Below are 24,061 nucleotides of genomic sequence, written 5' to 3'. Positions count from 1 at the left end.
ACATCATTCTTTAGAGTTTTTGTGATGACTTTATTGTATATGAAACCGTTTTAAATTGCAAGAAAAACTTGTAAACCTATTTCTTTTATGTTATTCTTTTAGCAACCTATTTTGGGAGGTGCAATCATGGAATCACTATTTATCAAACTAGCGAAGCATCCCATTATCGAAACAGAGCGCTTAGTACTTAGGCCTGTAACACTTGACGATGCAGAAGCTATGTTCGAGTATGCTTCAGATAAAGAAACTACGCGCTATACTTTTCCAACCAATCAAAGTTTAGAGGAAACTAAGAATAATATTGCTCAGTTTTATCTAGCCAATCCCTTGGGCCGATGGGGTATTGAACTAAAAAATAGTGGAGAGTTTATCGGAACTATTGACTTGCACAAGATCGATACTGTTCTTAAGAAGGCAGCCATTGGTTATATTATCCATCAAAAATATTGGAATCAAGGTTTGACAACTGAAGCCAATCGTGCCGTCATTAAACTGGCCTTTGAAGAAATTGGAATGAATAAGTTGACAGCCCTTTACGATAAGGATAATCCTGCTTCAGGAAAGGTCATGGAGAAATCAGGCATGCGCTTCTCTCACGAAGAACCTTATGCTCGTATGGACCAGCATGAAAAAGGTCGTATCGTGACAAGAGTGCATTATATCTTGACCAAGGAAGATTATTTTTCAAATAAGTAAGCAGTTGAAAAGATTTTTCAGCTGTTTTTTCTTTGCCTTACGAATAAGATAAGAGAGGAGAAAATATGGAAGAACTTATTGAGAAAATCAAAGAATATAAAATCATTGTTATCTGTGCTGGTTTGGGTTTGGTCTTGGGTGGATTTTTCCTCCTAAAACCAGTCGCTCAAACACCTGCTAAGGAAAGTAATTTGCAGTCTGAAGTTATAGCTGTTCCAAAGGATTCGACGGATGAAAAGGAAGATGGAAATCAGAAGGAAGAAGTGGTGGAGCAAGATCTGATTACTGTCGATGTCAAAGGGGCTGTCAAAACACCAGGGATTTATGATTTGCCAGTTGGAAGTCGTATCAATGATGCTGTTCAAAAAGCTGGTGGACTGACAGATAATGCAGACAGTAAATCTATCAATCTTGCTCAGAAAATTAGTGACGAAGCACTTGTCTATGTTCCAACTAAGGAAGAAGCTACCAGTCAAGCAACACAATCAAATGCTTCTAACAGCAAGGAAAATAAGAAAGTCAATCTCAATAAAGCCAGTTTAGAGGAACTGAAACAAGTCAAAGGCTTAGGTGCTAAACGTGCTCAAGATATTATTGACCATCGTGATTCCAACGGTAAGTTTAAGTCAGTTGATGAGCTCAAAAAGGTTTCTGGTATTGGTGCAAAAACGATAGAAAAGTTAAAAGAGTATGTTACAGTGGATTAGTCGCTTTCCAATTCCAAAAATCTATCTCAGTTTTCTTTTGCTATGGCTCTACTATGCTATCTTTTCAGCGAGTGTCTTAGCACTTTTGGGCTTTGTCTTTTTACTAGTCTGCCTCTTTTTCCAATTTCCATGGAAAACTGTGACCAAGGTCCTCTTGATTTGCAGCATATTTGGGAGTTGGTTTATTTTTCAAAAATGGCAGCAAGAAGAAGCCAGTCGGAATCTTGTAGACACGGTTGATACATTGAGAATATTACCGGATACCATCAAAGTAAATGGTGATAGCTTATCTTTTCGTGGCAAGGCTGACGGTAGACTCTTTCAGGTCTATTATAAACTTCAGTCAGAAGCTGAAAAGGAAAAATTTCAAGACTTATCTGAACTACATGAAATGGTTGTGAAAGGCAAGTTAGCTAGTCCTCAAGGAGCCAGTAATTTTGCGGGTTTCGATTATCGAAATTATCTCAAAACACAAGGAATTTATCAGACCTTGACTATATCCGAAATTGTGGAATTAAAGCAAATTTTCAGTTGGGGTATTGGAGAAAATCTATCAAGTTTGAGGAGAAAAGCAGTTGTCTGGATTAAAAGGAATTTTCCCGATCCCATGCGCAACTATATGACCGGTCTTTTATTGGGGCATTTGGACACAGACTTTGAGGAAATGAATGAACTTTATTCCAGCCTAGGGATTATTCATCTTTTTGCTTTGTCTGGAATGCAGGTCGGATTTTTCATGAATGCTTTTAAAAAGTCACTCTTGCGATTGGGCTTGACACAAGAGAAGTTCAAATGGCTAGCTTATCCCTTTTCTTTGTTTTATGCAGGCTTGACAGGATTTTCAGCTTCAGTTATTCGTAGTCTTCTACAAAAGTTATTGGCTCAGCATGGCTTTAAGTCACTGGATAATTTTGCTTTGACGATTCTTATTCTATTTCTTATCATGCCGAACTTTTTCTTAACTGCTGGGGGAGTTCTTTCCTGTGCTTATGCCTTTATCCTGACAATGACTGGTGAGGAAGTAGCAGGGATAAAAGGTCTGGTTAGAGAGAGTTGCATTATTTCTTTGGGAATTTTGCCAATTTTATCATTTTATTTTTCAGAATTTCAACCGTGGTCCATTCTCTTGACATTTGTCTTTTCATTCTTGTTTGACATGGTCCTATTGCCACTTTTATCGATTATCTTCTGTCTGTCATTTATATATCCCATCACCCAGTTCAACTTTCTCTTTGAATGGCTTGAAAACATCATTCGCTATATTTCTCAGCTATCTACGAGGCCACTTGTTTTTGGACAGCCGAGTCTTTGGATTTTAATCCTTCTTTTGATTACTTTAGCTCTCATCTATGACTATCGAAAGAATTTGAAAAAAATATCTATGCTTGGCATAGTTGCCATCTCGTTCTTTTTAGTTACCAAACATCCACTGGAAAATGAACTAACGGTCTTAGATATGGAGCGGGGGCGAAGCATTTTCCTAAGAGACCTGACAGGCAAGACCATTCTACTGGATGTCGGAGAGAAGTCTGAAGTTGAAAAGAAAGAAGCATGGCAGGAGAAAGTCACCACGAGCAATGCCAAACGTAGCTTAATCCCTTATCTAAAAAGTAGAGGAGTCGCCAAGATTGATCAGCTGGTTCTAACGACTAGTGATACTAAGCAGTTAGATCATGTGTTAGAAATCAGTAAAGCCTTCGAGCTTGGAGAGATTCTAGTAACTGAAGAAACTTTATCTAAGAGAGAATTTATGGATAAGCTGAAGGAAAGCAAAGTCAAGGTAGTTGCCATCAAAACTGGACAGCAGTTACCTATTTTTGGAAGTAGTTTAGAAGTAATCGCAACTCAAAATAAGGATAAAAATGATTCAATTACAATGTATGGAAAGTTACTAAACCAAACCTTTCTAGTTACTGGAAATATCGAGGAGAAGTTTTTAACGAGCTATTATCCAAAACTCCAAGCAGATGTAGTGATAACTCATCAGCAAGTATCAAATAAAAAAACAGATATCGAAATCTTCAAAACTGTACACCCTAAAATCACGGTTATTTCAATAGACAAGAAAAAATCATTTAAAGTTAAAAATGGGGAGAATAACCAAGAAGATAAAGAACTTGAGAATTTGGTATTAAAAACTGACAAAAAGGGCGCCATTCGTTTCAAGGGATGGACTACTTGGAATGTTGAAACTGTTCAATAACGTTTTCAGAGAAAACCAAAAATTAAAATTGTCTAAACAATCATTCAAGGCTTGATTTTGAACCCTGTTTACTATAAAATAGTTAAGATTGGTGTCAAACTTTTATATTGCAAATAGGAGAAAAAATGACAAAAACTTTGAAACGTCCTGAGGTTCTATCACCTGCAGGAACACTAGAAAAACTTAAAGTAGCTGTTCAATACGGAGCAGATGCTGTCTTTATCGGTGGTCAGGCCTATGGTCTTCGTAGCCGCGCGGGTAACTTCACTTTCGAACAGATGAAAGAAGGAGTTCAGTTCGCTGCTAAGTACGGTGCTAAGGTTTATGTAGCTGCTAATATGGTCATGCACGAAGGAAACGAAGAAGGGGCCGGCGAATGGTTCCGTAAATTACGTGATATTGGGATTGCAGCGGTTATCGTGTCTGATCCAGCCTTGATCATGATTGCTGCAACAGAAGCACCAGGACTTGAAATCCACCTTTCAACCCAGGCCAGTGCGACTAACTACGAAACCCTAGAATTCTGGAAAGAACTTGGATTGACTCGCGTTGTTTTGGCGCGTGAGGTTTCTATGGAAGAATTGGCAGAAATTCGCAAACGTACAGACGTAGAGATTGAAGCCTTCGTACATGGAGCTATGTGTATTTCCTACTCTGGTCGTTGTACCCTCTCTAACCATATGAGTATGCGTGACGCCAACCGTGGTGGATGTTCGCAATCTTGCCGTTGGAAATATGACCTTTACGATATGCCATTCGGTAAGGAGCGTAAGAGTCTCAAGGGAGAAATTCCTGAAGAATTTTCAATGTCAGCTGTTGATATGTCGATGATTGACCATATTCCAGATATGATTGAAAATGGTGTGGATAGTTTGAAGATTGAAGGCCGTATGAAGTCCATCCACTATGTTTCAACAGTAACAAACTGCTACAAGGCTGCCGTTGATGCTTATCTTGAGAGCCCTGAAAAGTTTGAAACTATCAAGCAAGACTTGATTGATGAAATGTGGAAGGTAGCCCAACGTGAATTGGCTACAGGATTCTACTATGGAACTCCATCTGAAAACGAACAACTGTTCGGTGCTCGTCGTAAGATTCCAGAATACAAGTTTGTTGCTGAAGTAGTAGCTTATGATGATGCGACGCAAACAGCAACTATTCGCCAACGTAACGTTATCAACGAAGGTGACCAAGTTGAGTTTTACGGTCCAGGCTTCCGTCATTTTGAAACTTATATCGAAGACCTTCATGATGCTAAAGGTAATAAAATTGACCGTGCACCAAATCCAATGGAACTTTTAACCATCAAGGTTCCTCAACCAGTACAAGCTGGTGATATGGTCCGTGCTTTGAAAGAAGGCCTGATCAATCTTTACAAAGAAGATGGAACAAGCGTCACAGTTCGTGCCTAGATAAGGAAAAATCAATGCTTCAAGCTCAGGGCTTACTAGTAGATGATGAAAGCAGATGTGTTCATTACCATAGTGACAAAGATATCGTAGCGCTCCAGTGTTATGAGTGTCAGAAATACTATGCCTGTTATCAGTGTCACAATGTACTAGAGTCGCACATATTTTCTCCTTACCCTTTGAATCTAAAACAGGATAAACCTATCTTATGTGGTTCCTGTAAGAAGACCCTAACTTATGAGGAGTATAGAGAAAAGGGGAGCTGTTCTTATTGTGCAGCACTCTTTAATCCTGCTTGCCAGAGTCATCACTCGTATTATTTCAAATAAGCAATTGTAAATCCAGGTTTTGAAACTTGGATTTTTCTTTTCAGAAAAATAGGAAAGATAAGGAAAATAATCTGAAAAGACATTAAAATTTTCTATATAATTGTCTTGAAAATCGTAAAAATAGAAATAAATGATTAGAAACGCTTTCAATGCTAGTAAAAAGTTGACAAAAGCAAATTTTAGGACTAAACTAGGGAAGTAAATTTAATTTAAAAAAGGAGAATTCGTCATGAATTTAACATTTTTCGGTCTATGTCTTGCCTGTATGGGTGTATCTCTTGCAGAAGGATTTTTGATGAACGGTTTGTTCAAGTCTGCAGCACGCCAACCAGATATCATCCCACAATTGCGTAGTTTGATGATCATGGGGATTGCCTTTATCGAAGGAACATTCTTTGTAACCTTGGCGATGTCATTTGTCATTAAATAGACAACTCTATTTAGAAATGGAGGTGTCAAACCATGGAAGAAAGTTTGAATCCAACCGTTAATATTGGACCAATATCCTTTGATTTGACCCTGCTTGCCATGTCTCTTGTAACTGTTTTGATGGTTTTTGCCTTTGTCTACTGGGCAAGTCGTAAAATGACCATCCGTCCAAAGGGTAAACAAAATGCTCTTGAGATGATTTATGACTTTGTGATTGGTTTTACCAAACCAAACATTGGAGAATCATACATCAAGGATTATTCCTTGTTTCTGTTTTCTCTATTTTTGTTTATCTTAGTTGCCAATAATATCGGCTTAATGGCAAAAGTACAAACAACAAACGGTTATAACTTGTGGACTTCCCCAACAGCCAACCTTGGATACGATTTATCCCTCTCATTATTGATCACTTTGATCGCCCATGTAGAAGGAGTTCGTCGTAGAGGTGTTAAAGAATATTTGAGAGCATTTGTTACACCTGGCTTCATGACTCCGATGAACATTTTAGAAGAGTTCACCAATTTTGCTTCCTTGGCGATTCGGATCTACGGAAATATTTTTGCCGGTGAGGTCTTAGCTGGATTGCTATTAGCCTTGTCACAAAATGCTTTGTATTGGTATCCTTTTGCCTTTATCGCAAACATGTTATGGACAGCCTTTTCGATTTTCATTTCATGTATTCAAGCTTATGTATTTACCATGTTGTCATCTATGTACATTGGTAAAAAAATAAATGAAGGGGAAGAGTAAGTAGAGGAGGATTAGAAGATGGATTTAACTATTAGTACCATTATTGGTGACTTTATTCTGATCGCTGGTTCCTTCCTTTTATTGATCTTTTTAGTGAAGAAATATGCTTGGGGAAATATTACCAGTGTCTTAGATGAACGCGCTGAAAAGATTTCTTCAGATATTGATGGTGCCGAGGAAGCCCGTAAAAAGGCAGAGGAACTTGCTAGCAAACGCGAAGCTGAGTTAGCGGGTAGCCGTACCGAAGCTAAAACTATTATCGAGAATGCAAAGGAAACTGCAGAGAAAAGTAGAGCCGATATTTTAGCCGAAGCTAAACTTGAAGCAGGTCGCTTAAAAGAAAAAGCCAACCAAGAAATTGCGCAAAACAAAGCTGAGGCTTTACAAAGCGTTAAAGGTGAGGTAGCAGATTTGACAGTTAGTTTAGCTGGAAAAATCATCTCACAAAACCTTGACGGTCATGCCCATAAAGAACTCATTGATCAGTATATCGATCAGCTAGGAGAAGCTTAATGGACAAAAAGACAGTAAAGGTAATTGAAAAATACAGCATGCCTTTTGTCCAATTGGTGATTGAAAAAGGAGAAGAAGACCGTATCTTTTCAGACTTGACTCAAATTAAGCAAGTCGCTGAAGAAACAGACTTGCCTTCTTTTTTGACTCAGGTAGATGTTGATGAGTCTGACAAGGAAAAAACAGTCAGTTATTTCCAAGACTCTGCATCGCCATTATTACAAAACTTCATTCAAGTTCTGTTGTACAATCATCGATCAAATCTTTTTTATGATGTGATTGTAGATTGTTTAAACCGTCTTGAGAAAGAAACGAATCGTTTTGAAGTAACGATTATGTCTGCTCATCCTCTAACCGATGAACAGAAAGAACGTCTACTTCCTATTATAGAGAAAAAGATGTCTTTAAAAGTGCGTAGCATTAAAGAAGAAATCGACGATAGTTTAATCGGTGGTTTTGTCATTATCGCCAATCACAAGACAATTAATGTTAGTATTAAACAACAACTTAAAGTTGTTAAGGAAAATTTGAAATAGAAAGTGGTGTTCTTTTGGCAATTAACGCACAAGAAATCAGCGCTTTAATTAAGCAACAAATTGAAAATTTCAAACCCAATTTTGATGTGACTGAAACTGGTGTTGTAACATACATCGGGGACGGAATTGCGCGTGCTCATGGTCTTGAAAATGCCATGAGTGGTGAGCTGTTGATTTTTGAAAACGGCTCTTATGGTATGGCGCAAAACTTAGAGTCAACAGACGTTGGTATTATCATCCTTGGAGATTTTACAGATATCCGCGAAGGCGATACCATTCGTCGTACAGGAAAAATCATGGAAGTTCCAGTTGGTGATAGCTTGATTGGACGTGTCGTGGATCCACTTGGTCGTCCAGTAGATGGGCTTGGTCCAATCGACACAAACAAAACTCGTCCAGTTGAAGCGCCAGCTCCTGGGGTTATGCAACGAAAATCAGTATCACAACCATTGCAAACTGGTTTGAAAGCTATTGATGCCCTTGTTCCAATCGGTCGTGGACAACGTGAGTTGATTATCGGTGACCGTCAAACAGGGAAAACTACCATCGCTATCGATGCAATCTTGAACCAAAAAGGTCAAGATATGATTTGTATCTATGTAGCGATTGGTCAAAAAGAATCAACAGTTCGTACACAAGTAGAAACACTTCGTCAGTATGGAGCCTTGGATTACACAATCGTCGTGACAGCGTCAGCTTCACAACCTTCACCATTGCTCTTCCTTGCACCTTATGCAGGGGTTGCTATGGCCGAAGAATTTATGTACCAAGGTAAGCATGTCTTGATCGTTTATGATGACTTATCTAAACAAGCTGTAGCTTATCGTGAACTTTCTCTCTTGCTCCGTCGTCCACCAGGTCGTGAAGCCTTCCCAGGGGATGTATTCTACCTTCATAGCCGTCTACTTGAACGTTCAGCTAAAGTTTCGGATGAATTGGGTGGAGGATCTATCACAGCCCTTCCGTTTATCGAGACACAAGCCGGTGATATCTCAGCCTATATCGCTACAAACGTAATCTCTATTACGGATGGACAAATCTTCCTAAGTGATAGTCTCTTTAATGCAGGTATCCGTCCAGCTATTGATGCGGGTTCTTCCGTATCTCGTGTTGGTGGTTCTGCACAGATAAAGGCCATGAAGAAAGTTGCTGGTACACTCCGTATCGACCTTGCTTCATACCGTGAGTTGGAAGCCTTCACTAAATTTGGTTCTGACTTGGATGCGGCTACTCAGGCTAAATTGAACCGTGGTCGTCGTACTGTTGAAGTATTGAAACAACCTGTTCACAAACCATTACCTGTTGAGAAACAAGTTACTATTCTCTATGCTTTGACCCATGGTTTCTTGGATACAATTCCTGTAGACGATATCGTTCGTTTCGAAGAAGAGTTCCATATGTTCTTTGATGCTCAACATCCTGAAATTTTGGAAACCATTCGTGAAACAAAAGACTTGCCAGATGAAGCAGTCTTGGATGCTGCGATTACTGAGTTTCTCAATCAATCAAGCTTCCAATAAGAATAGAGGTGTCAGATGGCAGTATCTCTAAATGATATTAAAACAAAAATCGCCTCAACAAAAAATACTAGTCAAATTACTAATGCTATGCAGATGGTTTCTGCAGCTAAGTTAGGTCGTTCTGAAGAAGCGGCTCGTAACTTCCAAGTGTATGCACAAAAAGTGCGTAAACTAGTTACAGACATCCTCCACGGAGATGGCGCTGGTGGATCAACTAACCCTATGTTGATCAGTCGCCCCGTCAAAAAAACAGGCTATATCGTCATTACATCTGACCGTGGTCTTGTTGGAGGATATAATTCTTCAATCTTAAAAGCTGTCATGGAAATTCAGCAAGAATACCATCCTTCAGGTGATGATTTTGAAGTCATCTGTATTGGTGGTATGGGAGCCGATTTCTTCAAATCACGTGGTATTCAACCTATCTATGAATTGCGTGGACTTGCAAGCCAACCAAGTTTTGATGAAGTTCGTAAGATTATCACAAAAACGATTGAAATGTATCAAAACGAACTTTTCGATGAGCTCTACGTTTGCTACAACCATCATGTCAATACTCTCACAAGTCAAATGCGTGTAGAACAGATGCTTCCAATCGTGGACTTGGATCCAAATGAAGCAGATGATAACTATAGCTTGACCTTTGACCTTGAAACAAGTCGAGAAGAAATCTTGGATCAATTGCTGCCACAGTTTGCAGAAAGTATGATTTATGGTGCTATTATTGATGCCAAGACAGCTGAAAATGCTGCCGGTATGACGGCCATGCAAACAGCGACTGATAATGCAAAAAAAGTCATTAATGATTTGACAATCCAGTATAACCGTGCCAGACAGGCGGCGATTACACAAGAAATCACAGAAATCGTGGCAGGAGCTAGCGCTTTAGAATAAAGCCATCCTGCTCATATCAATGAACTTAGGACCTAGCAAAACTAGGAACCGACAGTATCTTATATAGAATAGGAGAAGGAGATGAGTTCAGGTAAAATTGCTCAGGTTATCGGACCCGTTGTAGACGTTTTGTTTGCAGCAGGGGAAAAACTTCCTGAGATTAACAATGCACTTGTCGTCTACAAAAATGACGAAAAGAAAACAAAAATCGTCCTTGAAGTAGCCTTAGAGTTGGGGGATGGTATGATTCGTACCATCGCCATGGAATCAACAGATGGTTTGACTCGTGGAATGGAAGTGTTGGACACAGGTCGTCCAATCTCTGTACCAGTAGGTAAAGAAACCTTGGGACGTGTCTTCAACGTTTTGGGAGATACCATTGACTTGGAAGCTCCTTTTGGAGAAGACGCAGAACGCCAGCCAATTCATAAAAAAGCACCTACTTTTGATGAGTTGTCTACCTCTTCAGAAATCCTCGAAACAGGGATTAAGGTTATCGACCTTCTTGCCCCTTATCTTAAAGGTGGTAAAGTCGGACTCTTCGGTGGTGCCGGAGTCGGTAAAACTGTCTTGATCCAAGAATTGATTCACAATATTGCCCAAGAACACGGTGGGATCTCAGTATTTACAGGTGTTGGGGAACGTACTCGTGAAGGGAATGACCTCTACTGGGAAATGAAAGAATCAGGCGTTATCGAAAAAACAGCCATGGTATTTGGTCAGATGAATGAGCCACCCGGAGCACGTATGCGTGTTGCTCTTACTGGTTTGACAATCGCTGAATACTTCCGTGATGTAGAAGGCCAAGACGTTCTTCTCTTCATTGACAACATTTTCCGTTTCACACAAGCTGGTTCAGAAGTATCTGCCCTTTTGGGGCGTATGCCATCAGCCGTTGGTTACCAACCAACCCTCGCAACAGAAATGGGTCAATTGCAAGAACGTATCACTTCAACTAAGAAAGGTTCTGTAACCTCTATCCAGGCTATCTACGTGCCAGCGGATGACTATACTGACCCAGCGCCAGCAACAGCTTTCGCTCATTTGGATTCTACAACCAACTTGGAACGTAAATTGGTTCAATTAGGTATCTACCCAGCCGTTGATCCACTTGCTTCAAGCTCTCGTGCTTTGGCACCTGAAATTGTTGGAGAAGAGCACTACGCAGTTGCGGCTGAGGTCAAACGTGTTCTTCAACGTTACCATGAGTTGCAAGATATCATCGCTATCCTTGGTATGGATGAACTTTCTGATGAAGAAAAGACTTTGGTTGCTCGTGCCCGTCGTATTCAGTTCTTCCTTTCACAAAACTTCAATGTTGCGGAACAATTTACTGGTCAACCAGGTTCTTATGTTCCAGTAGCTGAAACAGTTCGTGGATTTAAGGAAATTCTTGACGGTAAACACGATCATCTCCCAGAAGATGCCTTCCGTGGAGTAGGTTCAATCGAAGATGTTATTGCTAAGGCTGAAAAAATGGGATTTTAAGAGGTGATCTATGGCTCAGTTAACTGTCCAGATCGTGACACCAGATGGCCTCGTCTATGATCACCATGCCAGCTTTGTATCGGTTCGAACTCTGGATGGTGAGATGGGGATCTTGCCACGACATCAAAATATGATTGCGGTATTAGCAGTTGATGAAGTTAAAGTCAAACGTATTGATGATGATTCTCATGTCAACTGGATAGCAGTAAACGGAGGAATCATTGAGATTGCTAATGATGTCATTACCATTATTGCAGACTCAGCTGAGCGTGCTCGTGATATCGATATTAGCCGTGCAGAACGTGCCAAACTTCGTGCAGAACGTGAAATCGAAGAAGCACAAGACAAACACTTGATTGATCAAGAGCGTCGTGCTAAGATTGCATTACAACGTGCTATTAACCGAATCAATGTCGGAAATAAATTATAAAAAAATGAACTTGATTTGAGAATCAAGTTCATTTTTTATGTTTAAAATGTGACGCAAACCGCTTCGGGAACGTGGAAATCATTGGAAAGTTCTGCAAGACGACCAGTCTCTGGATTACGTTTAAAGACAGTTGCATTATCAGAATCCTGGTGAACGGCGATGAGGAATTCTTGATCTGGTGAAAGGATAAAATCACGAGGAGTTTTCCCGTTTGTAGGAACGAATTCCAACAATTCTAAACTACCATCAGCGAGAATAGTGTAAACTACAATAGAATCGTGACCACGGTTTGATGCATACAGATATTTTCCATCTTGTGAGAGACGAATAGCAGCAGTTCCATTAAAGTCATTAAATCCTTCAGGAAGGGTAGAAATAACTTGCATTTTTTCAAATGCACCAACACCATCATAAATCAATACTTCAATTGTACTATTGAGTTCACAGATGAGATAAGCAATCTTGTAGTGGTTGTGAAAAACAAGGTGACGTGCACCAGCACCAGGACTACAATTGTAGGTAGTTAGCTTATTTAGTTTTCCTTCTGGATTGACATCATAAGTAGTAACCTCATCAGTACCTAAGTCGCAAGTGACTAAATACTGATCTGGTGTTAAATCTGTAAAGTGTACATGTGGAGAAGCTTGATTTTCATGGGGACCATGACCGCTATGCTGAACTGCATCAGCCAATTCTAAACTACCATCTTCTTTACGTTTATAGACCAAAACTTGTCCCTTGTGATAGTTAGCACCATATACTAGGCCACGTTTCTCATCGACTGCAACATAACAGTGAGGAGCGCCTTCTGTCACAACATGGTTTAGCAAAGTACCATCAGTTTGATAGGCAGCAATTCCACCTTGTCCATCTTTGCTACCGACAGTGTAGAGGTGATTTTCTTGATCAAATGCAAGATAGGTAGGACTTGGCTCAGCTGCAAATAGTTTAAGATTGGATAGTTGCCCAGTTTCTGTATCAAAATCAGCTTGATAAATCCCTTGGGATAAACGACGTGTGTAAGTTCCGAAATAAATTGTTTCAATCATAGCTATACCTCTAAATAAAGATGTTTCTATTATATCATAAATTGGGAGACCTGAAGAAAATAGTGAAAAAAGTATGAAACATCTAAGTATAAAATTAGTAAAAAGCAAGGTCGCTTTGTTAAAGTTCTCAATCGTCACCTCAACACTTTAAAAACAGTTTATTCCCTATAAAAATGGTATAATGAAAGGACAAAGGAAAGGAAGTAGATATGGAACAAAAAGAGAAACATTTTAATTTATCTTGGTTTTTTAAATGGTTTTTAGATAATAAGGCTGTTACTGTATTTTTGGTAGCCTTGTTACTAGGTCTCAATATTTTTATTTTAAGCAAGATTAGTTTTTTATTTATCCCTGTCGTTGATTTTTTATCAGTGGTCATGTTACCTGTTATTTTATCAGGATTGCTTTTTTATCTCTTAAACCCACTGGTGGATTTGATGGAAAAGTACAAGATAAATCGTGTCTTAGCCATTAGTATAATCTTTGTCATTATTGCTATACTTCTGATTATTGGTCTGGCTGTTGCGATTCCAAATCTTCAACGTCAAGTAGTTATTTTTGCGCAAAATGTACCAAGTTATCTCGAAGATGCTGACAGAGTTATTAATGACCTTGTAACCAAGCGTTTACCAGATGATTTTAGACCCCAACTGGAACAGGTTCTTGCTCAGTTTTCAACACAAGCAACTGCTTGGGCAAGTAATATTTCATCAAAAGCTGTGAACTGGGTGAGTGCTCTTATTAGCGGAACGTCACAAGTCATCGTCGCTCTAATTATCATGCCGTTTATGCTCTTTTATCTCCTTAGAGATGGAAAAGGCTTGAGAAATCATATCACTCAATTCTTACCAAATAAATTGAGAGAACCAGTAGGTAAGGTTCTAACGGATGTGAACCAACAACTTTCTAACTATGTTAGAGGACAAATTACTGTTGCTATTATCGTGGCAATTATGTTTATCATCTTCTTTAAAATTATTGGTTTGAGATATGCGGTGACTCTTGGTATTACTGCTGGGGTCTTAAATCTTATCCCTTATCTTGGAAGTTTCCTTGCTATGATACCAGCTCTGGTCTTAGGGTTAATTGCTGGACCAGTTATGCTCTTGAAAGTTATTATCGTTTTTATCGTAGAGCAGACAATTGAAGGTCGTTTTGTGTCTCCATTGATTTTAGGTAGTCAGCTAAACATCCATCCAATCACTATTCTATTCGTTTTGTTGACGTCTGGTTCTATGTTTGGTGTTTGGGGAGTCCTATTGGGAATTCCTGTTTATGCTTCAGCCAAAGTTGTTATTTCAGCTATTTTTGAATGGTATAAAAAAGTTAGTGGACTCTATGAGTTAGAAGAGGAGGCTGAAGGTGAGCAATAGTCAAGAAATGCTTGAAGCTTTGGATCAGCAAGATTTAACAAGAGCTGATCACTATTTTCAAAAAGCATTGGAAGAAGACCCTGATGATCTTCTTCTGGAACTGGCTTATTATCTAGAAGGTATTGGTTTTTATCCACAAGCTCGTCAAATCTATGAAAAACTAGCTCCAATATTTCCAGAGGTAAATCTGAATCTAGCAACTATTGCTAATGAGGATGGTCAAATAGAAGAAGCTTTTGCTTATCTAGAAGAAATTCAACCTAACAGCGATTGGTATGTATCTGCACTTGTTTTGAAGGCAGATTTCTACCAAATGGAAGGCTTGACGGATGTAGCTCGTGAGAAGCTCTTAGAGGCGCGTAGCTACTCTGATGATCCTCTCCTAATATTTGGTCTAGCTGAATTAGATAGTGAGCTAGGAAATGATTTAGAAGCGATTAAGGGCTATGCCCAACTAGATAATCGCGAGCTATATGAACAGACTGGGATTTCAACCTATCAGCGAATTGGAACTGCCTATGCTCGTCTTGGAAAGTTTGAATCTGCAATTGAATTTTTAGAAAAAGCTTTAGAGTTAGAGTATGAAGATCAAACTGCTTTTGAATTAGCGAGTCTTTACTTTGACCAAGAGGAATATCACAAGGCAGTTTTATATTTTAAACAGCTGGATACTATTTCTCCAGATTTTGAAGGGTATGAGTATGGTTATAGTCAGGCTTTACATAAGGAAAACCAGACTGAGCAAGCCTTACTGATAGCTCAACAAGGTTTGGAAAAAAATCCATTCGAAACACGTTTACTACTCCTTGCTTCACAATTATCTTACGAATTGCATCAACCCGAGCAGGCGGAAGCTTATCTTCTTCAAGCTCAAGAAGATGCGGAAGACCAAGAAGAAATCCTCTTGCGACTAGCAACCATGTATCAGGAGCAAGAACGGTATGAGGATATTCTAGCCTTAGAAGTATATGAGCCAGAAAATCTCTTGACTAAGTGGATGATTGCACGGAGTTACCAAGAAACTGAAGATTTGGATGTTGCCTATGAATCTTATCAGGCATTGGTTTCAGAACTCAAGGAAAATCCTGAGTTTTTAGAGCAATACATTCATCTATTACGCGAACTTGGAAGGTTTGAAGAAGCAAAAGAACAGATCCAACACTATCTCAAGTTGGTTCCTGATGACATACAGATGCAAGATTTGTATGAACGTTTATGATGATACCAAAATAGTCGTCTTAGCAGGCGATTATTTTTATAAAATGCAAGATTTAAAAATCTATAAATTCCATTATAAAAATGAATAGATACAGTATGAATTTTTAGCATTTTTTTGATATAATTGTTATAGTTAAATTGAAAAAATTCACTCAAAAAGTGAAACATAGAAAGATTTGAATTATGACACAAGTAAAAATCGTAACAGATTCTTCTGTTACCATTGAACCAGAAGTGGTCAAAGAATTAAATATTACCGTCGTTCCGCTCTCTGTAATGATTGATAGTGTTCTTTATTCGGATGCTGATCTTGAAGAAGGGGAATTTCTTCGCTTGATGAAAGAGAGTAAAAATCTGCCTAAAACAAGTCAACCTCCTGTTGGACTCTTTGCTGAGATCTTTGATGAGTTGAGTAAAGACGGTAGTCAAATTTTAGCCATTCATATGTCTCATGCCTTATCAGGAACTGTCGAAGCAGCTCGGCAAGGTGCAAGTTTGTCAACAGCTAATGTGACTGTATTGGATAGTTCCTTTACAGATCAAGCCCTAAAATTTCAAGTAGTTGAAGCAGCTAAGTTAGCTCAAGAAGGACAAGACATTGAGACAATTGTGGCTCATGTTGAAGAAGTAAAGAAGAACACAGAGCTCTATATTGGTGTTTCTACCTTGGAAAACCTTGTTAAAGGTGGTCGTATTGGCCGAGTGACAGGTCTTTTAAGCTCTCTATTAAATATCCGGGTAGTCATGCAGATGAAGGATGACGAATTACAACCAATCGTGAAAGGACGTGGAGCAAAAACCTTTAAGAAATGGTTGGATGAACTAGTTTCAAAACTGTCAGAGCGTTCTGTTGCAGAAATTGGTATTTCCTATTCTGGAACTAGAGACTGGGCAGAAGAGATGAAAGAAATCCTACAACCATTCGTTGAAAAACCAATCTCTGTACTTGAAACAGGTTCGATTATTCAGACACATACAGGTGAAAATGCTTGGGCTATTTTAGTCAGATATGAGTCCTAAAAAAATAAAGAAAATAGCAAGAAATAGCGTTTTTGACTTGACCTACAAGAGAATTTAGGATATGATTGTAATTGTTAATTAGAAAATATTTGGAGGAATTATTAACATGGCAAACAAACAAGATTTGATCGCTAAAGTAGCAGAAGCTACAGAATTGACAAAGAAAGACTCAGCAGCAGCAGTTGATGCTGTATTTGCAGCAGTAGCTGATTACCTTGCAGCTGGTGAAAAAGTTCAATTGATTGGTTTTGGTAATTTCGAAGTTCGTGAGCGTGCAGCACGTAAAGGTCGCAACCCACAAACTGGTAAAGAAATCACTATCGCAGCTTCAAAAGTTCCAGCATTCAAAGCTGGTAAAGCTCTTAAAGACGCTGTTAAATAATGAATTTAGAAAAAGTCTATTGTATCAAGCTTTTTAGCTTGGTCGATAGGCTTTTTTTGTAGTTTTGGGGCAAGAGAGAACAGTATCTTCTAAACCAGTCATAGATTCTAAGATCTACTATTGGTAAGAACGGTGAAGCCGATAAGCCTATCTCAAGTTAGGCTTGCAAAGAAAAGATTTAGGCCATCATCCATACAATTGGCACTAAATGGATAGCAAACAAGGATGGTGAGCAGAGTTTATTTCAAGCACTGAGCCCCTTATAGTATTTCTTGACAGAGTTAGTGAAAGGGTTTACAATTATATAAAAGAAGTTAGGAGGAAAGGAAGATGATTATTTCAACTACGGGAATTGAAGGGAAAAAAATCCTAGCCTACAAAGGAATTGTCTTTGGTGAAGTAGTTGCTGGAGTTAATATGTTCAAAGATATGGCTGCTGGCTTCCGTAATGTTTTTGGAGGTCGAGCGAGTAGTTATGAAGGTGAATTGACTCAAGCAAGAGAAGAAGCTATAGCAGAAATGATGGAGCGTGCAAGTGAACGTGGAGCAAATGCTATTATAGGTATAAAAATGGACTATGAAACTTTAGGTGCTGAAAATGGTATGCTGATGGTCACTTGTAGTGGAACAGCAGTAGTCGTTGACTCCTGATTTGAAGAAACAAAAAAGAACAGCTAGAGCTGTTCTCAGATTGAAGACAAAGTCCTTAGAACCCAAGTTTCTAAGGGCTTTTCTTTGTGTAAAGTCGTATAATAGAGGTAAGAAGAGTTGTGAGGTAATCCCTATGTTTCACAAAGAAAAACCTGATTATAACCGTAAGCAATATGGTTTCTATACAATAGACGAATTGGTCCCAAAAGATCACTTTCTTCGACAAGTTGATTCAAAGGTTGATTTTGGCTTTATATATGACTTGGTAGAAGATACCTATAGTCCAGATAATGGTCGGCCTAGTCTTGATCCCGTCATGTTAGTCAAAATTCCTTTAATCAAATGTTTTTATGGTATCCGTTCCATGCGCCAAACCATGAAAGAGATTGAAGTAAACGTGGCCTATCGTTGGTTTCTCGGACTAACTTTAGATGATAAGGTTCCTCATTTTACTACCTATGGGAAAAATTACAGTCGTCGTTTTCAAGATAAAGAACTCATTTCTGAGATTTTTTCCCAAGTTCTCAACCAAGCTTTGTATGCAGGGTTAATTGATCCTTCTGAAATATTTGTGGATGGTACCCATATCAAAGCAGCGGCTAATAGTCACAAGTATCGTAAGGAAATGGTAGAGCAACAAGCTAAATTTATGAGTGAACAATTGGCAGTTGAGATTGATTCAGATCGGAAAAAACACGCAAAAAAGTCCTTAAAGCCCGCAAAAGAAAGTGAGGCTAAAGAAAAGAAAATCTCAACAACAGATCCCGAGTGTGGTTGGTTTCACAAGGGCGAACACAAGGAAGTATTTGCCTATTCTGCTCAAGTTGCTTGCGATAAGCATGGTTGGGCCTTAGCTTATACGGTTGAAGCAGGAAATGTTCATGACAGTCAGGCTTTCCCTGCCTTATTTTCAAAGTTAGAGCCTTTCTCCCCACGCTATATTATTGCGGATTCAGGCTACAAAACCCCAACTATTGCCCATTATTTATTAGAACGTAATATCATTCCTGTCTTTCCTTATACTCGTCCAAAGGGAGTAAAGGGGAACTTAAGGCCTAGTAATTTTGTTTATAATGCAAGTCATGACTCTTATATTTGTCCAGAGAATCAAGTATTAAATTATCGCACTACCACTCGAGAAGGCTACCGTGAGTATAAGAGTAATCCCAAAGTATGTGTTGCCTGTCCTTTATTATCCGTTTGTACCCAAAGCCAAAATCATCAAAAAGTAGTAACGAGACATGTCTGGAAAGATGCCCTTGAATTTTGTGAGGAGATTCGTCACCAAAGAGAAATGAAAGAGCTCTATAAGAAGCGCAAAGAAACAATTGAACGTCTCTTTGGGACGGCTAAGGAGTACCATAATTTGAGATACACTAGAGAGAAAGGAAAGTCCAAAATAGAGGATCAGGTTGGGCTTACTTTGGCGTGTTTAAATATCAAAAAACTGGTGAAATGGATAGGAAATATCCCTTTTTATTTTTCTCAAATACAGATTTTCGGATGGAATATCAGATGATGAGACAAACTATTTTTGAAAGCAGAAAAAGACAAACGTCATTTTTGGCGTTTGTCTTCGTTCTGAGAACAGCTAGAGCTGTTCTTTTTATGATTATTTGAGACCGTATTTTTTGTTGAAACGATCCACGCGTCCATCTGCTTGAGTGAACTTTTGACGTCCAGTGTAGAATGGGTGTGAGTCTGATGAAATTTCCACACGGATCAATGGGTAAGTTTCGCCTTCGAACTCAACAGTTTCGTTAGAGCGTTTTGTTGAACCGCTAAGGAATTGGTAACCAGTAGTTGTGTCCATGAAGACAACTGGGCGATATTCTGGATGGATATCTTTTTTCATTTTGCAATATTTCCTTTCTGCCATGGTCTCTTTGCGAGCCATAGATTGTTACCATACTAGTCTAACAGATTATGCTAAGTTTGGCAAGCTTTTTATCTATTTTTTCAGTAAGTTTTTTAATTTTTGGTAGATGACTTCATTTTCCTCTAGGCTATAGGAGTTAGCACCACTTGCAAGTGGGTGACCTCCACCATCATGTTCTTTTGCAACACCATTGATTGGAACGAATTTACTGCGAAGTCGAACGCGATAGTGGCCATCTGCTTGTTCCACAAATATTCCCCAAAGGTTAACAGTATCAATACGTCCTGGAGCGCCAACAATGGCTGCTGTTTCTGCGTCTGTTACTTGATATGTTTTTAGAATTTCTTGAGTCAGAATGACACGCGCAACACCGTTTTCATCAACTTCTAAGTGATCATAGACATAACCTTGAAGTTTAGCAATTTTAAAGCTCATGGTGTCCATTTTACGTGCTAATTCAGCATAGTCAAAGTTATGTTCTCTTAGTTTACTAGCAATTCGAAGGGTACGAGCAGAAGTAGACGGATAAAGGAAACGGCCGGTATCGCCAATAATTCCAGCGCATAGCATTTTAGCTGCATAGTCAGATAATTCAAGATTAGTTGCTTCAGCAAAGAGAGCAATCATCTCACTGGCACTGCTCGAGTTGGTATCTACCCAAACAAGATCTCCGTATACTTCATCATTTGGATGGTGGTCAATTTTAATAATGGTTTCAGCATTGATATAACGTTTATCATCGATACGAGCAGTATTTGCTGTATCACAAATGATAGCAAGCGCTCCTTGATAATCTTTGTCTTCTACCTGATCCATCTTTGTAAGCCATGTTAGGGTAGGTTCATCATAACCGACTACCTTGATTTTTTTTTCTGGGAAATGATGTTCCAGAAGTGCTTTGAGTCCAACCTGACTTCCTAAGGCATCAGGATCGGGTTTCATGTGACGGTGAATGACAATGGTATCGTATGCTTTAATTTTTCCTAAAATTTGATGGCAAATTTCCATAAGTAACCTCAATTCTTTCTTATTTCATTGTAGCACAAGAGTTTTTATTTTTAAAATGAAAAAGATGTGATATAATGGAGGAAGATAAATTGAGGAGGACGATATGGCATTAGCAAAAATTGTATTTGCCAGTATGACCGGTAATACCGAAGAAATTGCAGATATTGTAGCAGATAAATTGCGTGAGTTGGGCTTAGAGGTAGATGTTGATGAATGTACAACTGTTGACGCATCTGACTTTCTTGAAGCAGATATCGCAATCGTTGCGACCTACACATATGGTGATGGAGAGTTACCAGATGAGATGATGGACTTCTACGAAGACCTAGCAGATCTTAATTTGAGTGGCAAGATCTACGGTGTGGTAGGATCAGGCGATACTTTCTACGATGAGTTCTGTAAAGCTGTTGATGACTTTGATCGTGTATTTGTGGCAACAGGAGCTGAAAAGGGATCAGAGTGCGTCAAAGTGGATCTCTCTGCAGAAGAAGAAGATATCGAACGCTTGGAACAATTTGCAGAAGAATTGGCTGCTAAAGTAGGATAAGCATGAAGTTGCACTGATGAAAGTTGTCAGTGCAGTTTTTGTTAGTTGTTCCTAAAAATGTACCATTCCAATTAGAAGATTTTGCTAAAATCATTCAAATAAAAAGGAGACTCTATGGATTTAGATATTATTAGACAAGAAATCGATCAAATTGATGATCAAATCGTGAAGCTCTTGGAAGAAAGAATGCATCTTGTGGAAGGCGTAGTTGCTTATAAAAAGGCTTCAGGAAAACCGATTTTGGACACTAAAAGAGAAGAAGCTATCTTTGAAAAAGTCAGAAGTCGTGTCAGCAATAAAAAATACGAAGAGACAATTGTCGCGACTTTTTCAGACATTCTCAAACGTTCGCGCGATTATCAGGATAAAAACATCAAATGAAAAAAGAACAATTTTACCCACTAGGAATCTTTCTAGCTGCCATGCTAGGAGGCCTTGTCCGTTATTTGATTTCCAAATGGTTGCCAACCAGTCCAGCTTTTCCATGGGGGACACTAGTCGTCAACTATCTAGGAATTTTCTGTTTAGTCTATCTTGTCAAAGGTTATTTGGTTTATAAGGGGAGCAGTAAGGGTCTGATTTTAGCACTTGGAACTGGCTTTTGTGGCGGTTTGACGACTTTTTCTAGCCTCATGTTAGATGCCGTAAAATTGCTGGATACAGGTTCTTATCCAAGTCTGATAATCTATCTAGTTCTGAGCATTGGTGGAGGGCTTTTATTGGCTTATTGTTTAGGGAGGAAGAAATGGTAATCATGTATTTAGCACTTGCTTGTGGCGTTGGAGCGCTTGTTCGTTATTTCCTTTCTACCCTCAATCAAGAGAGAGTTTTACCATTAGGAACACTTCTAGCAAATCTTTTAGGTTGTTTTTTAATTGGTTTATTTTACAATTATGTAGAAGATAAAGAGCTCTATGCTATTCTTGCTACAGGCTTCTGTGGAGGTCTAACCACTTTTTCAACCTTGAATGATGAACTCCAAAAACTCTTAACTGATAAGAAGATCTTTTACAGATATTTTCTCTTAACCTACTTAGGTGGTTTAGTTGCAATTTTTTTAGGAATTTTGCTATAAATTTCTTTACTTTTTTTAAGAAATTTGGTAAACTGTATCTTGTGTGTAATGGACGCACAAAAATACAGTTTATCCGCTGAGGAAGCTTCCTCAAGATTGACAAAGATAGGAGAATAAAATGAATCCATTAATCCAAAGCTTGACTGAAGGTCAACTTCGTACTGATATCCCATCATTCCGTCCTGGTGACACTGTTCGTGTACACGCGAAAGTTGTCGAAGGTAACCGTGAACGTGTTCAGATCTTTGAAGGTGTTGTTATTGCACGTAAAGGTGCTGGTATCTCAGAAAACTACACAGTTCGTAAAATCTCTAACGGTGTAGGTGTTGAACGTATCTTCCCAATCCACACTCCACGTGTTGAAAAGATCGAAGTTGTTCGTTACGGTAAAGTACGTCGTGCGAAATTGTACTACTTGCGTGCTCTTCAAGGTAAAGCAGCTCGTATCAAAGAAATCCGTCGTTAATTCGACCAAAAAACTCTGCTCATTCGGCAGAGTTTTTCTCTAGCTCCCTTAGTTCAATGGATATAACAACTCCCTCCTAAGGAGTAGTTGCAGGTTCGATTCCTGCAGGGGGCATTATAAGAAGCGTAAAGAAGCATAAAGAATATTTAAAGGTTTTATTTATAGGCAATCATCACAAATTATTTTTTAAAAATAGGATAGTATATTTATATTTTTTGACCAAAACTTGACCAAAATTTGACCAAATTTTGACCAAAAATTAGATTTAAGTTAATGGATATAGAATAAAGTAGATCAGGAAGCTGGTCTATTTTGTTTTGTATTTTTTACTTTGATTTTTTTAGTATTTGTGAATATACTGAATGAAAGTTCTAGTTTAAATATGATATAATTACAAGATAATGAAGTTATATAAAAAATGAAAAAAATAGACTTGTTGCCCCTGTTCTTAAATGGGTAGGGGGAAAAAGACAGTTAATTTCGGACATTGAACCTTTAATACCAAAAAAGGATTTCTACTTATGTAGAGCCTTTTATTGGTGGTAGTGCAATATTATTTCATCTTCAACCAAATAAGGCGATTATCAATGACTATAATCAAGAATTGCTGAAGGATTTTAGATAAAAGTATGGGGGAGTAAGTGAACAGAAGAGTTGCTTACTCCTTTTTAAAATTTATATATGCTTTTTGTTTTACAAAAAAAATAGAGTAATTATAATTTGGTTATTTTTTAGTATTAGAATTGATTACATAAGAAACGGAGGAACATTATATGGAAATTATGCTTGAAACAAGAAATTTAACAAAGAAAATCAAAGAACAAATGGTACTTGAAAATATATCAATTAAAGCAGAAAAAGGAAAGATATATGGACTATTAGGACCGAATGGTGCTGGGAAATCAACGCTATTAAAAATAATTACTAAAGTTATGAATTGTACATCAGGGGATATTTTTTTTGAAGGAAAAAGCATGTGTACACAAGATTTAAAAAAAGTTGGAGCTATCATAGAGCATCCTGCCATCTATCCAAATTTAACAGCATACGAAAACTTAGAAGTTTTAACAGTATTATTAAATATTGATAAAAGAAGAATTGATTATGTGTTAAAAACAGTTGGGTTAGAAAACACAAATAAAAAATTGGTAAAAAATTTTTCATTGGGGATGAAACAAAGACTTGGAATTGCAATGACACTAATAAATAATCCAGAATTATTGATACTTGATGAACCAACTAATGGACTAGATCCTTTGGGAATTCAAGAGTTAAGAGAAATGATAAAAGAGTTTTCTAAAAAAGGGATTACAGTCATTATTTCAAGTCATATTTTGAGTGAGATTCAACAGATAGCAGATAGGATAGGGATTATTAATAATGGGCATCTCATTTATGAAGCTAATAATTCTGATGAGATGGATTTGGAAAAATTGTTTTTAGAAATGATAAAAAAGGATGTGAAAAATAATGATTAGTTATATTAAAA

The 24,061-nt window shown here is 38.2% G+C and carries 29 protein-coding genes and 1 tRNA gene; 27 read left to right on the top strand and 3 right to left on the bottom strand.

The features are described 5' to 3' along the window. Window positions 1-126 precede the first annotated feature (126 nt). From AXE83_RS06570 to AXE83_RS06510, 13 genes are all read left to right on the top strand, one after another. The gene (locus tag AXE83_RS06570) at window positions 127-696 is read left to right on the top strand and encodes a GNAT family N-acetyltransferase (protein WP_049528167.1); all 570 of its coding nucleotides are present in this window, start codon (window positions 127-129) and stop codon (window positions 694-696) included. Between the two features lie 65 nt (window positions 697-761). Then, the gene (locus tag AXE83_RS06565; protein WP_049528175.1) at window positions 762-1,403 is read left to right on the top strand and encodes a helix-hairpin-helix domain-containing protein; all 642 of its coding nucleotides are present in this window, start codon (window positions 762-764) and stop codon (window positions 1,401-1,403) included. Further along, a complete protein-coding gene (locus AXE83_RS06560) occupies window positions 1,387-3,606 on the top strand; it encodes a ComEC/Rec2 family competence protein (RefSeq protein ID WP_060955852.1) in 2,220 nt (739 codons plus the stop codon). Before AXE83_RS06565 ends, AXE83_RS06560 begins: the two co-directional genes overlap by 17 nt. A gap of 125 nt (window positions 3,607-3,731) precedes the next feature. Further along, window positions 3,732-5,018, top strand: coding sequence for a peptidase U32 family protein (locus tag AXE83_RS06555; RefSeq protein ID WP_060955851.1), 1,287 nt, complete (start codon window positions 3,732-3,734; stop codon window positions 5,016-5,018). Between the two features lie 14 nt (window positions 5,019-5,032). Beyond that, window positions 5,033-5,344, top strand: coding sequence for a CHY zinc finger protein (locus AXE83_RS06550; protein WP_060955850.1), 312 nt, complete (start codon window positions 5,033-5,035; stop codon window positions 5,342-5,344). 229 nt (window positions 5,345-5,573) lie between these two features. Continuing rightward, window positions 5,574-5,774 carry a F0F1 ATP synthase subunit C gene (locus AXE83_RS06545; protein ID WP_001054551.1) on the top strand — a complete coding sequence of 67 codons (201 nt, stop codon included), beginning with the start codon at window positions 5,574-5,576 and terminating at the stop codon, window positions 5,772-5,774. Window positions 5,775-5,806: 32 nt separating this feature from the next. Beyond that, the gene (gene atpB / locus AXE83_RS06540) at window positions 5,807-6,523 is read left to right on the top strand and encodes a F0F1 ATP synthase subunit A (RefSeq protein ID WP_060955849.1); all 717 of its coding nucleotides are present in this window, start codon (window positions 5,807-5,809) and stop codon (window positions 6,521-6,523) included. A gap of 18 nt (window positions 6,524-6,541) precedes the next feature. Continuing rightward, the gene (gene atpF / locus AXE83_RS06535) at window positions 6,542-7,036 is read left to right on the top strand and encodes a F0F1 ATP synthase subunit B (protein WP_060955848.1); all 495 of its coding nucleotides are present in this window, start codon (window positions 6,542-6,544) and stop codon (window positions 7,034-7,036) included. Continuing rightward, window positions 7,036-7,572, top strand: coding sequence for a F0F1 ATP synthase subunit delta (locus AXE83_RS06530; protein ID WP_060955847.1), 537 nt, complete (start codon window positions 7,036-7,038; stop codon window positions 7,570-7,572). The genes atpF and AXE83_RS06530 overlap by 1 nt, the downstream gene beginning before the upstream one ends. A 14-nt stretch (window positions 7,573-7,586) precedes the next feature. Then, complete coding sequence (atpA, locus tag AXE83_RS06525; protein WP_049503616.1) at window positions 7,587-9,092, top strand: F0F1 ATP synthase subunit alpha; 1,506 nt, start codon at window positions 7,587-7,589, stop codon at window positions 9,090-9,092. 15 nt (window positions 9,093-9,107) lie between these two features. Beyond that, a complete protein-coding gene (locus AXE83_RS06520) occupies window positions 9,108-9,986 on the top strand; it encodes a F0F1 ATP synthase subunit gamma (protein WP_045763457.1) in 879 nt (292 codons plus the stop codon). An 81-nt stretch (window positions 9,987-10,067) separates the two neighbouring features. Next, window positions 10,068-11,474 carry a F0F1 ATP synthase subunit beta gene (gene atpD / locus AXE83_RS06515; protein ID WP_000094353.1) on the top strand — a complete coding sequence of 469 codons (1,407 nt, stop codon included), beginning with the start codon at window positions 10,068-10,070 and terminating at the stop codon, window positions 11,472-11,474. A gap of 10 nt (window positions 11,475-11,484) precedes the next feature. Next, the gene (locus tag AXE83_RS06510) at window positions 11,485-11,904 is read left to right on the top strand and encodes a F0F1 ATP synthase subunit epsilon (protein WP_049503620.1); all 420 of its coding nucleotides are present in this window, start codon (window positions 11,485-11,487) and stop codon (window positions 11,902-11,904) included. A gap of 41 nt (window positions 11,905-11,945) precedes the next feature. On the opposite strand, the gene AXE83_RS06505 is transcribed toward AXE83_RS06510, so the two are convergent. Then, window positions 11,946-12,953, bottom strand: coding sequence for a lactonase family protein (locus AXE83_RS06505; protein WP_060955846.1), 1,008 nt, complete (start codon window positions 12,951-12,953; stop codon window positions 11,946-11,948). A 209-nt stretch (window positions 12,954-13,162) separates the two neighbouring features. On the opposite strand from AXE83_RS06505, the gene AXE83_RS06500 reads away from it, so the two are divergent. From AXE83_RS06500 to AXE83_RS06475, 6 genes are all read left to right on the top strand, one after another. Further along, window positions 13,163-14,326 carry an AI-2E family transporter gene (locus AXE83_RS06500; protein ID WP_060955845.1) on the top strand — a complete coding sequence of 388 codons (1,164 nt, stop codon included), beginning with the start codon at window positions 13,163-13,165 and terminating at the stop codon, window positions 14,324-14,326. After that, on the top strand, window positions 14,316-15,545 hold the full coding sequence (locus tag AXE83_RS06495; protein WP_060955844.1) for a tetratricopeptide repeat protein: 1,230 nt from the start codon (window positions 14,316-14,318) through the stop codon (window positions 15,543-15,545). Before AXE83_RS06500 ends, AXE83_RS06495 begins: the two co-directional genes overlap by 11 nt. Before the next feature lie 182 nt (window positions 15,546-15,727). Further along, window positions 15,728-16,564, top strand: coding sequence for a DegV family protein (locus AXE83_RS06490; RefSeq protein WP_049509469.1), 837 nt, complete (start codon window positions 15,728-15,730; stop codon window positions 16,562-16,564). Window positions 16,565-16,670: 106 nt separating this feature from the next. After that, entirely contained in the window at window positions 16,671-16,946 is a 276-nt protein-coding gene (locus AXE83_RS06485) for an HU family DNA-binding protein (RefSeq protein WP_001284633.1), read from the top strand. Window positions 16,947-17,276: 330 nt separating this feature from the next. Continuing rightward, complete coding sequence (locus AXE83_RS06480) at window positions 17,277-17,597, top strand: heavy metal-binding domain-containing protein (protein ID WP_000587311.1); 321 nt, start codon at window positions 17,277-17,279, stop codon at window positions 17,595-17,597. Between the two features lie 133 nt (window positions 17,598-17,730). Next, the gene (locus AXE83_RS06475) at window positions 17,731-19,116 is read left to right on the top strand and encodes an IS1182 family transposase (RefSeq protein ID WP_060955843.1); all 1,386 of its coding nucleotides are present in this window, start codon (window positions 17,731-17,733) and stop codon (window positions 19,114-19,116) included. 93 nt (window positions 19,117-19,209) lie between these two features. On the opposite strand, the gene AXE83_RS06470 is transcribed toward AXE83_RS06475, so the two are convergent. Both AXE83_RS06470 and AXE83_RS06465 read right to left on the bottom strand, forming a co-directional pair. Then, window positions 19,210-19,452, bottom strand: coding sequence for a type B 50S ribosomal protein L31 (locus AXE83_RS06470; RefSeq protein WP_000710764.1), 243 nt, complete (start codon window positions 19,450-19,452; stop codon window positions 19,210-19,212). A gap of 96 nt (window positions 19,453-19,548) precedes the next feature. Continuing rightward, window positions 19,549-20,484, bottom strand: coding sequence for a DHH family phosphoesterase (locus AXE83_RS06465; protein WP_060955842.1), 936 nt, complete (start codon window positions 20,482-20,484; stop codon window positions 19,549-19,551). Window positions 20,485-20,587: 103 nt separating this feature from the next. Between AXE83_RS06465 and AXE83_RS06460 the strand changes: the two genes are divergently transcribed. The 8 genes from AXE83_RS06460 (at window position 20,588) to AXE83_RS06430 (ending at window position 24,050) form a co-directional block, all read left to right on the top strand. Next, complete coding sequence (locus AXE83_RS06460; protein ID WP_001162134.1) at window positions 20,588-21,031, top strand: flavodoxin; 444 nt, start codon at window positions 20,588-20,590, stop codon at window positions 21,029-21,031. Window positions 21,032-21,145: 114 nt separating this feature from the next. Further along, window positions 21,146-21,412: a chorismate mutase gene (locus tag AXE83_RS06455; protein WP_049549300.1), complete on the top strand. Its 267-nt coding sequence runs from the start codon at window positions 21,146-21,148 to the stop codon at window positions 21,410-21,412. Next, window positions 21,409-21,783: a fluoride efflux transporter CrcB gene (gene crcB, locus AXE83_RS06450; RefSeq protein WP_060955841.1), complete on the top strand. Its 375-nt coding sequence runs from the start codon at window positions 21,409-21,411 to the stop codon at window positions 21,781-21,783. The genes AXE83_RS06455 and crcB (AXE83_RS06450) overlap by 4 nt, the downstream gene beginning before the upstream one ends. Continuing rightward, entirely contained in the window at window positions 21,777-22,106 is a 330-nt protein-coding gene (gene crcB, locus AXE83_RS06445) for a fluoride efflux transporter CrcB (protein WP_045763448.1), read from the top strand. Before crcB (AXE83_RS06450) ends, crcB (AXE83_RS06445) begins: the two co-directional genes overlap by 7 nt. Window positions 22,107-22,224: 118 nt before the next feature. Continuing rightward, window positions 22,225-22,572 carry a 50S ribosomal protein L19 gene (rplS, locus tag AXE83_RS06440; protein WP_001068670.1) on the top strand — a complete coding sequence of 116 codons (348 nt, stop codon included), beginning with the start codon at window positions 22,225-22,227 and terminating at the stop codon, window positions 22,570-22,572. A 42-nt stretch (window positions 22,573-22,614) separates the two neighbouring features. Further along, a tRNA-Arg gene (locus AXE83_RS06435) sits at window positions 22,615-22,686 on the top strand. 397 nt (window positions 22,687-23,083) lie between these two features. Then, window positions 23,084-23,197: a DNA adenine methylase gene (locus AXE83_RS11430; protein WP_223299874.1), complete on the top strand. Its 114-nt coding sequence runs from the start codon at window positions 23,084-23,086 to the stop codon at window positions 23,195-23,197. A 148-nt stretch (window positions 23,198-23,345) separates the two neighbouring features. Beyond that, window positions 23,346-24,050 carry a lantibiotic protection ABC transporter ATP-binding subunit gene (locus AXE83_RS06430; RefSeq protein ID WP_060955840.1) on the top strand — a complete coding sequence of 235 codons (705 nt, stop codon included), beginning with the start codon at window positions 23,346-23,348 and terminating at the stop codon, window positions 24,048-24,050. Window positions 24,051-24,061 lie beyond the last annotated feature (11 nt).

The sequence above is a fragment of the Streptococcus sp. oral taxon 431 genome (genome assembly GCF_001553685.1).
In the GTDB taxonomy this organism is placed as follows: Bacteria; Bacillota; Bacilli; order Lactobacillales; family Streptococcaceae; genus Streptococcus.
Note: the sequence above shows the minus strand (reverse complement) of the source record. Positions and strands in the feature narration are given on the sequence as shown.

What these genes read in the sequence shown, in the direction of transcription:
- AXE83_RS06570 (WP_049528167.1), top strand. Translation starts at nt 127, where the DNA reads ATGGAATCACTATTTATCAAACTAGCGAAGCATCCCATTATCGAAACA.
- AXE83_RS06565 (WP_049528175.1), top strand. Translation starts at nt 762, where the DNA reads ATGGAAGAACTTATTGAGAAAATCAAAGAATATAAAATCATTGTTATC.
- AXE83_RS06560 (WP_060955852.1), top strand. Translation starts at nt 1,387, where the DNA reads ATGTTACAGTGGATTAGTCGCTTTCCAATTCCAAAAATCTATCTCAGT.
- AXE83_RS06555 (WP_060955851.1), top strand. Translation starts at nt 3,732, where the DNA reads ATGACAAAAACTTTGAAACGTCCTGAGGTTCTATCACCTGCAGGAACA.
- AXE83_RS06550 (WP_060955850.1), top strand. Translation starts at nt 5,033, where the DNA reads ATGCTTCAAGCTCAGGGCTTACTAGTAGATGATGAAAGCAGATGTGTT.
- AXE83_RS06545 (WP_001054551.1), top strand. Translation starts at nt 5,574, where the DNA reads ATGAATTTAACATTTTTCGGTCTATGTCTTGCCTGTATGGGTGTATCT.
- atpB (WP_060955849.1), top strand. Translation starts at nt 5,807, where the DNA reads ATGGAAGAAAGTTTGAATCCAACCGTTAATATTGGACCAATATCCTTT.
- atpF (WP_060955848.1), top strand. Translation starts at nt 6,542, where the DNA reads ATGGATTTAACTATTAGTACCATTATTGGTGACTTTATTCTGATCGCT.
- AXE83_RS06530 (WP_060955847.1), top strand. Translation starts at nt 7,036, where the DNA reads ATGGACAAAAAGACAGTAAAGGTAATTGAAAAATACAGCATGCCTTTT.
- AXE83_RS06520 (WP_045763457.1), top strand. Translation starts at nt 9,108, where the DNA reads ATGGCAGTATCTCTAAATGATATTAAAACAAAAATCGCCTCAACAAAA.
- atpD (WP_000094353.1), top strand. Translation starts at nt 10,068, where the DNA reads ATGAGTTCAGGTAAAATTGCTCAGGTTATCGGACCCGTTGTAGACGTT.
- AXE83_RS06510 (WP_049503620.1), top strand. Translation starts at nt 11,485, where the DNA reads ATGGCTCAGTTAACTGTCCAGATCGTGACACCAGATGGCCTCGTCTAT.
- AXE83_RS06505 (WP_060955846.1), bottom strand. Translation starts at nt 12,953, where the DNA reads ATGATTGAAACAATTTATTTCGGAACTTACACACGTCGTTTATCCCAA.
- AXE83_RS06500 (WP_060955845.1), top strand. Translation starts at nt 13,163, where the DNA reads ATGGAACAAAAAGAGAAACATTTTAATTTATCTTGGTTTTTTAAATGG.
- AXE83_RS06490 (WP_049509469.1), top strand. Translation starts at nt 15,728, where the DNA reads ATGACACAAGTAAAAATCGTAACAGATTCTTCTGTTACCATTGAACCA.
- AXE83_RS06485 (WP_001284633.1), top strand. Translation starts at nt 16,671, where the DNA reads ATGGCAAACAAACAAGATTTGATCGCTAAAGTAGCAGAAGCTACAGAA.
- AXE83_RS06480 (WP_000587311.1), top strand. Translation starts at nt 17,277, where the DNA reads ATGATTATTTCAACTACGGGAATTGAAGGGAAAAAAATCCTAGCCTAC.
- AXE83_RS06475 (WP_060955843.1), top strand. Translation starts at nt 17,731, where the DNA reads ATGTTTCACAAAGAAAAACCTGATTATAACCGTAAGCAATATGGTTTC.
- AXE83_RS06470 (WP_000710764.1), bottom strand. Translation starts at nt 19,452, where the DNA reads ATGAAAAAAGATATCCATCCAGAATATCGCCCAGTTGTCTTCATGGAC.
- AXE83_RS06465 (WP_060955842.1), bottom strand. Translation starts at nt 20,484, where the DNA reads ATGGAAATTTGCCATCAAATTTTAGGAAAAATTAAAGCATACGATACC.
- AXE83_RS06460 (WP_001162134.1), top strand. Translation starts at nt 20,588, where the DNA reads ATGGCATTAGCAAAAATTGTATTTGCCAGTATGACCGGTAATACCGAA.
- AXE83_RS06455 (WP_049549300.1), top strand. Translation starts at nt 21,146, where the DNA reads ATGGATTTAGATATTATTAGACAAGAAATCGATCAAATTGATGATCAA.
- crcB (WP_060955841.1), top strand. Translation starts at nt 21,409, where the DNA reads ATGAAAAAAGAACAATTTTACCCACTAGGAATCTTTCTAGCTGCCATG.
- crcB (WP_045763448.1), top strand. Translation starts at nt 21,777, where the DNA reads ATGGTAATCATGTATTTAGCACTTGCTTGTGGCGTTGGAGCGCTTGTT.
- rplS (WP_001068670.1), top strand. Translation starts at nt 22,225, where the DNA reads ATGAATCCATTAATCCAAAGCTTGACTGAAGGTCAACTTCGTACTGAT.
- AXE83_RS06430 (WP_060955840.1), top strand. Translation starts at nt 23,346, where the DNA reads ATGGAAATTATGCTTGAAACAAGAAATTTAACAAAGAAAATCAAAGAA.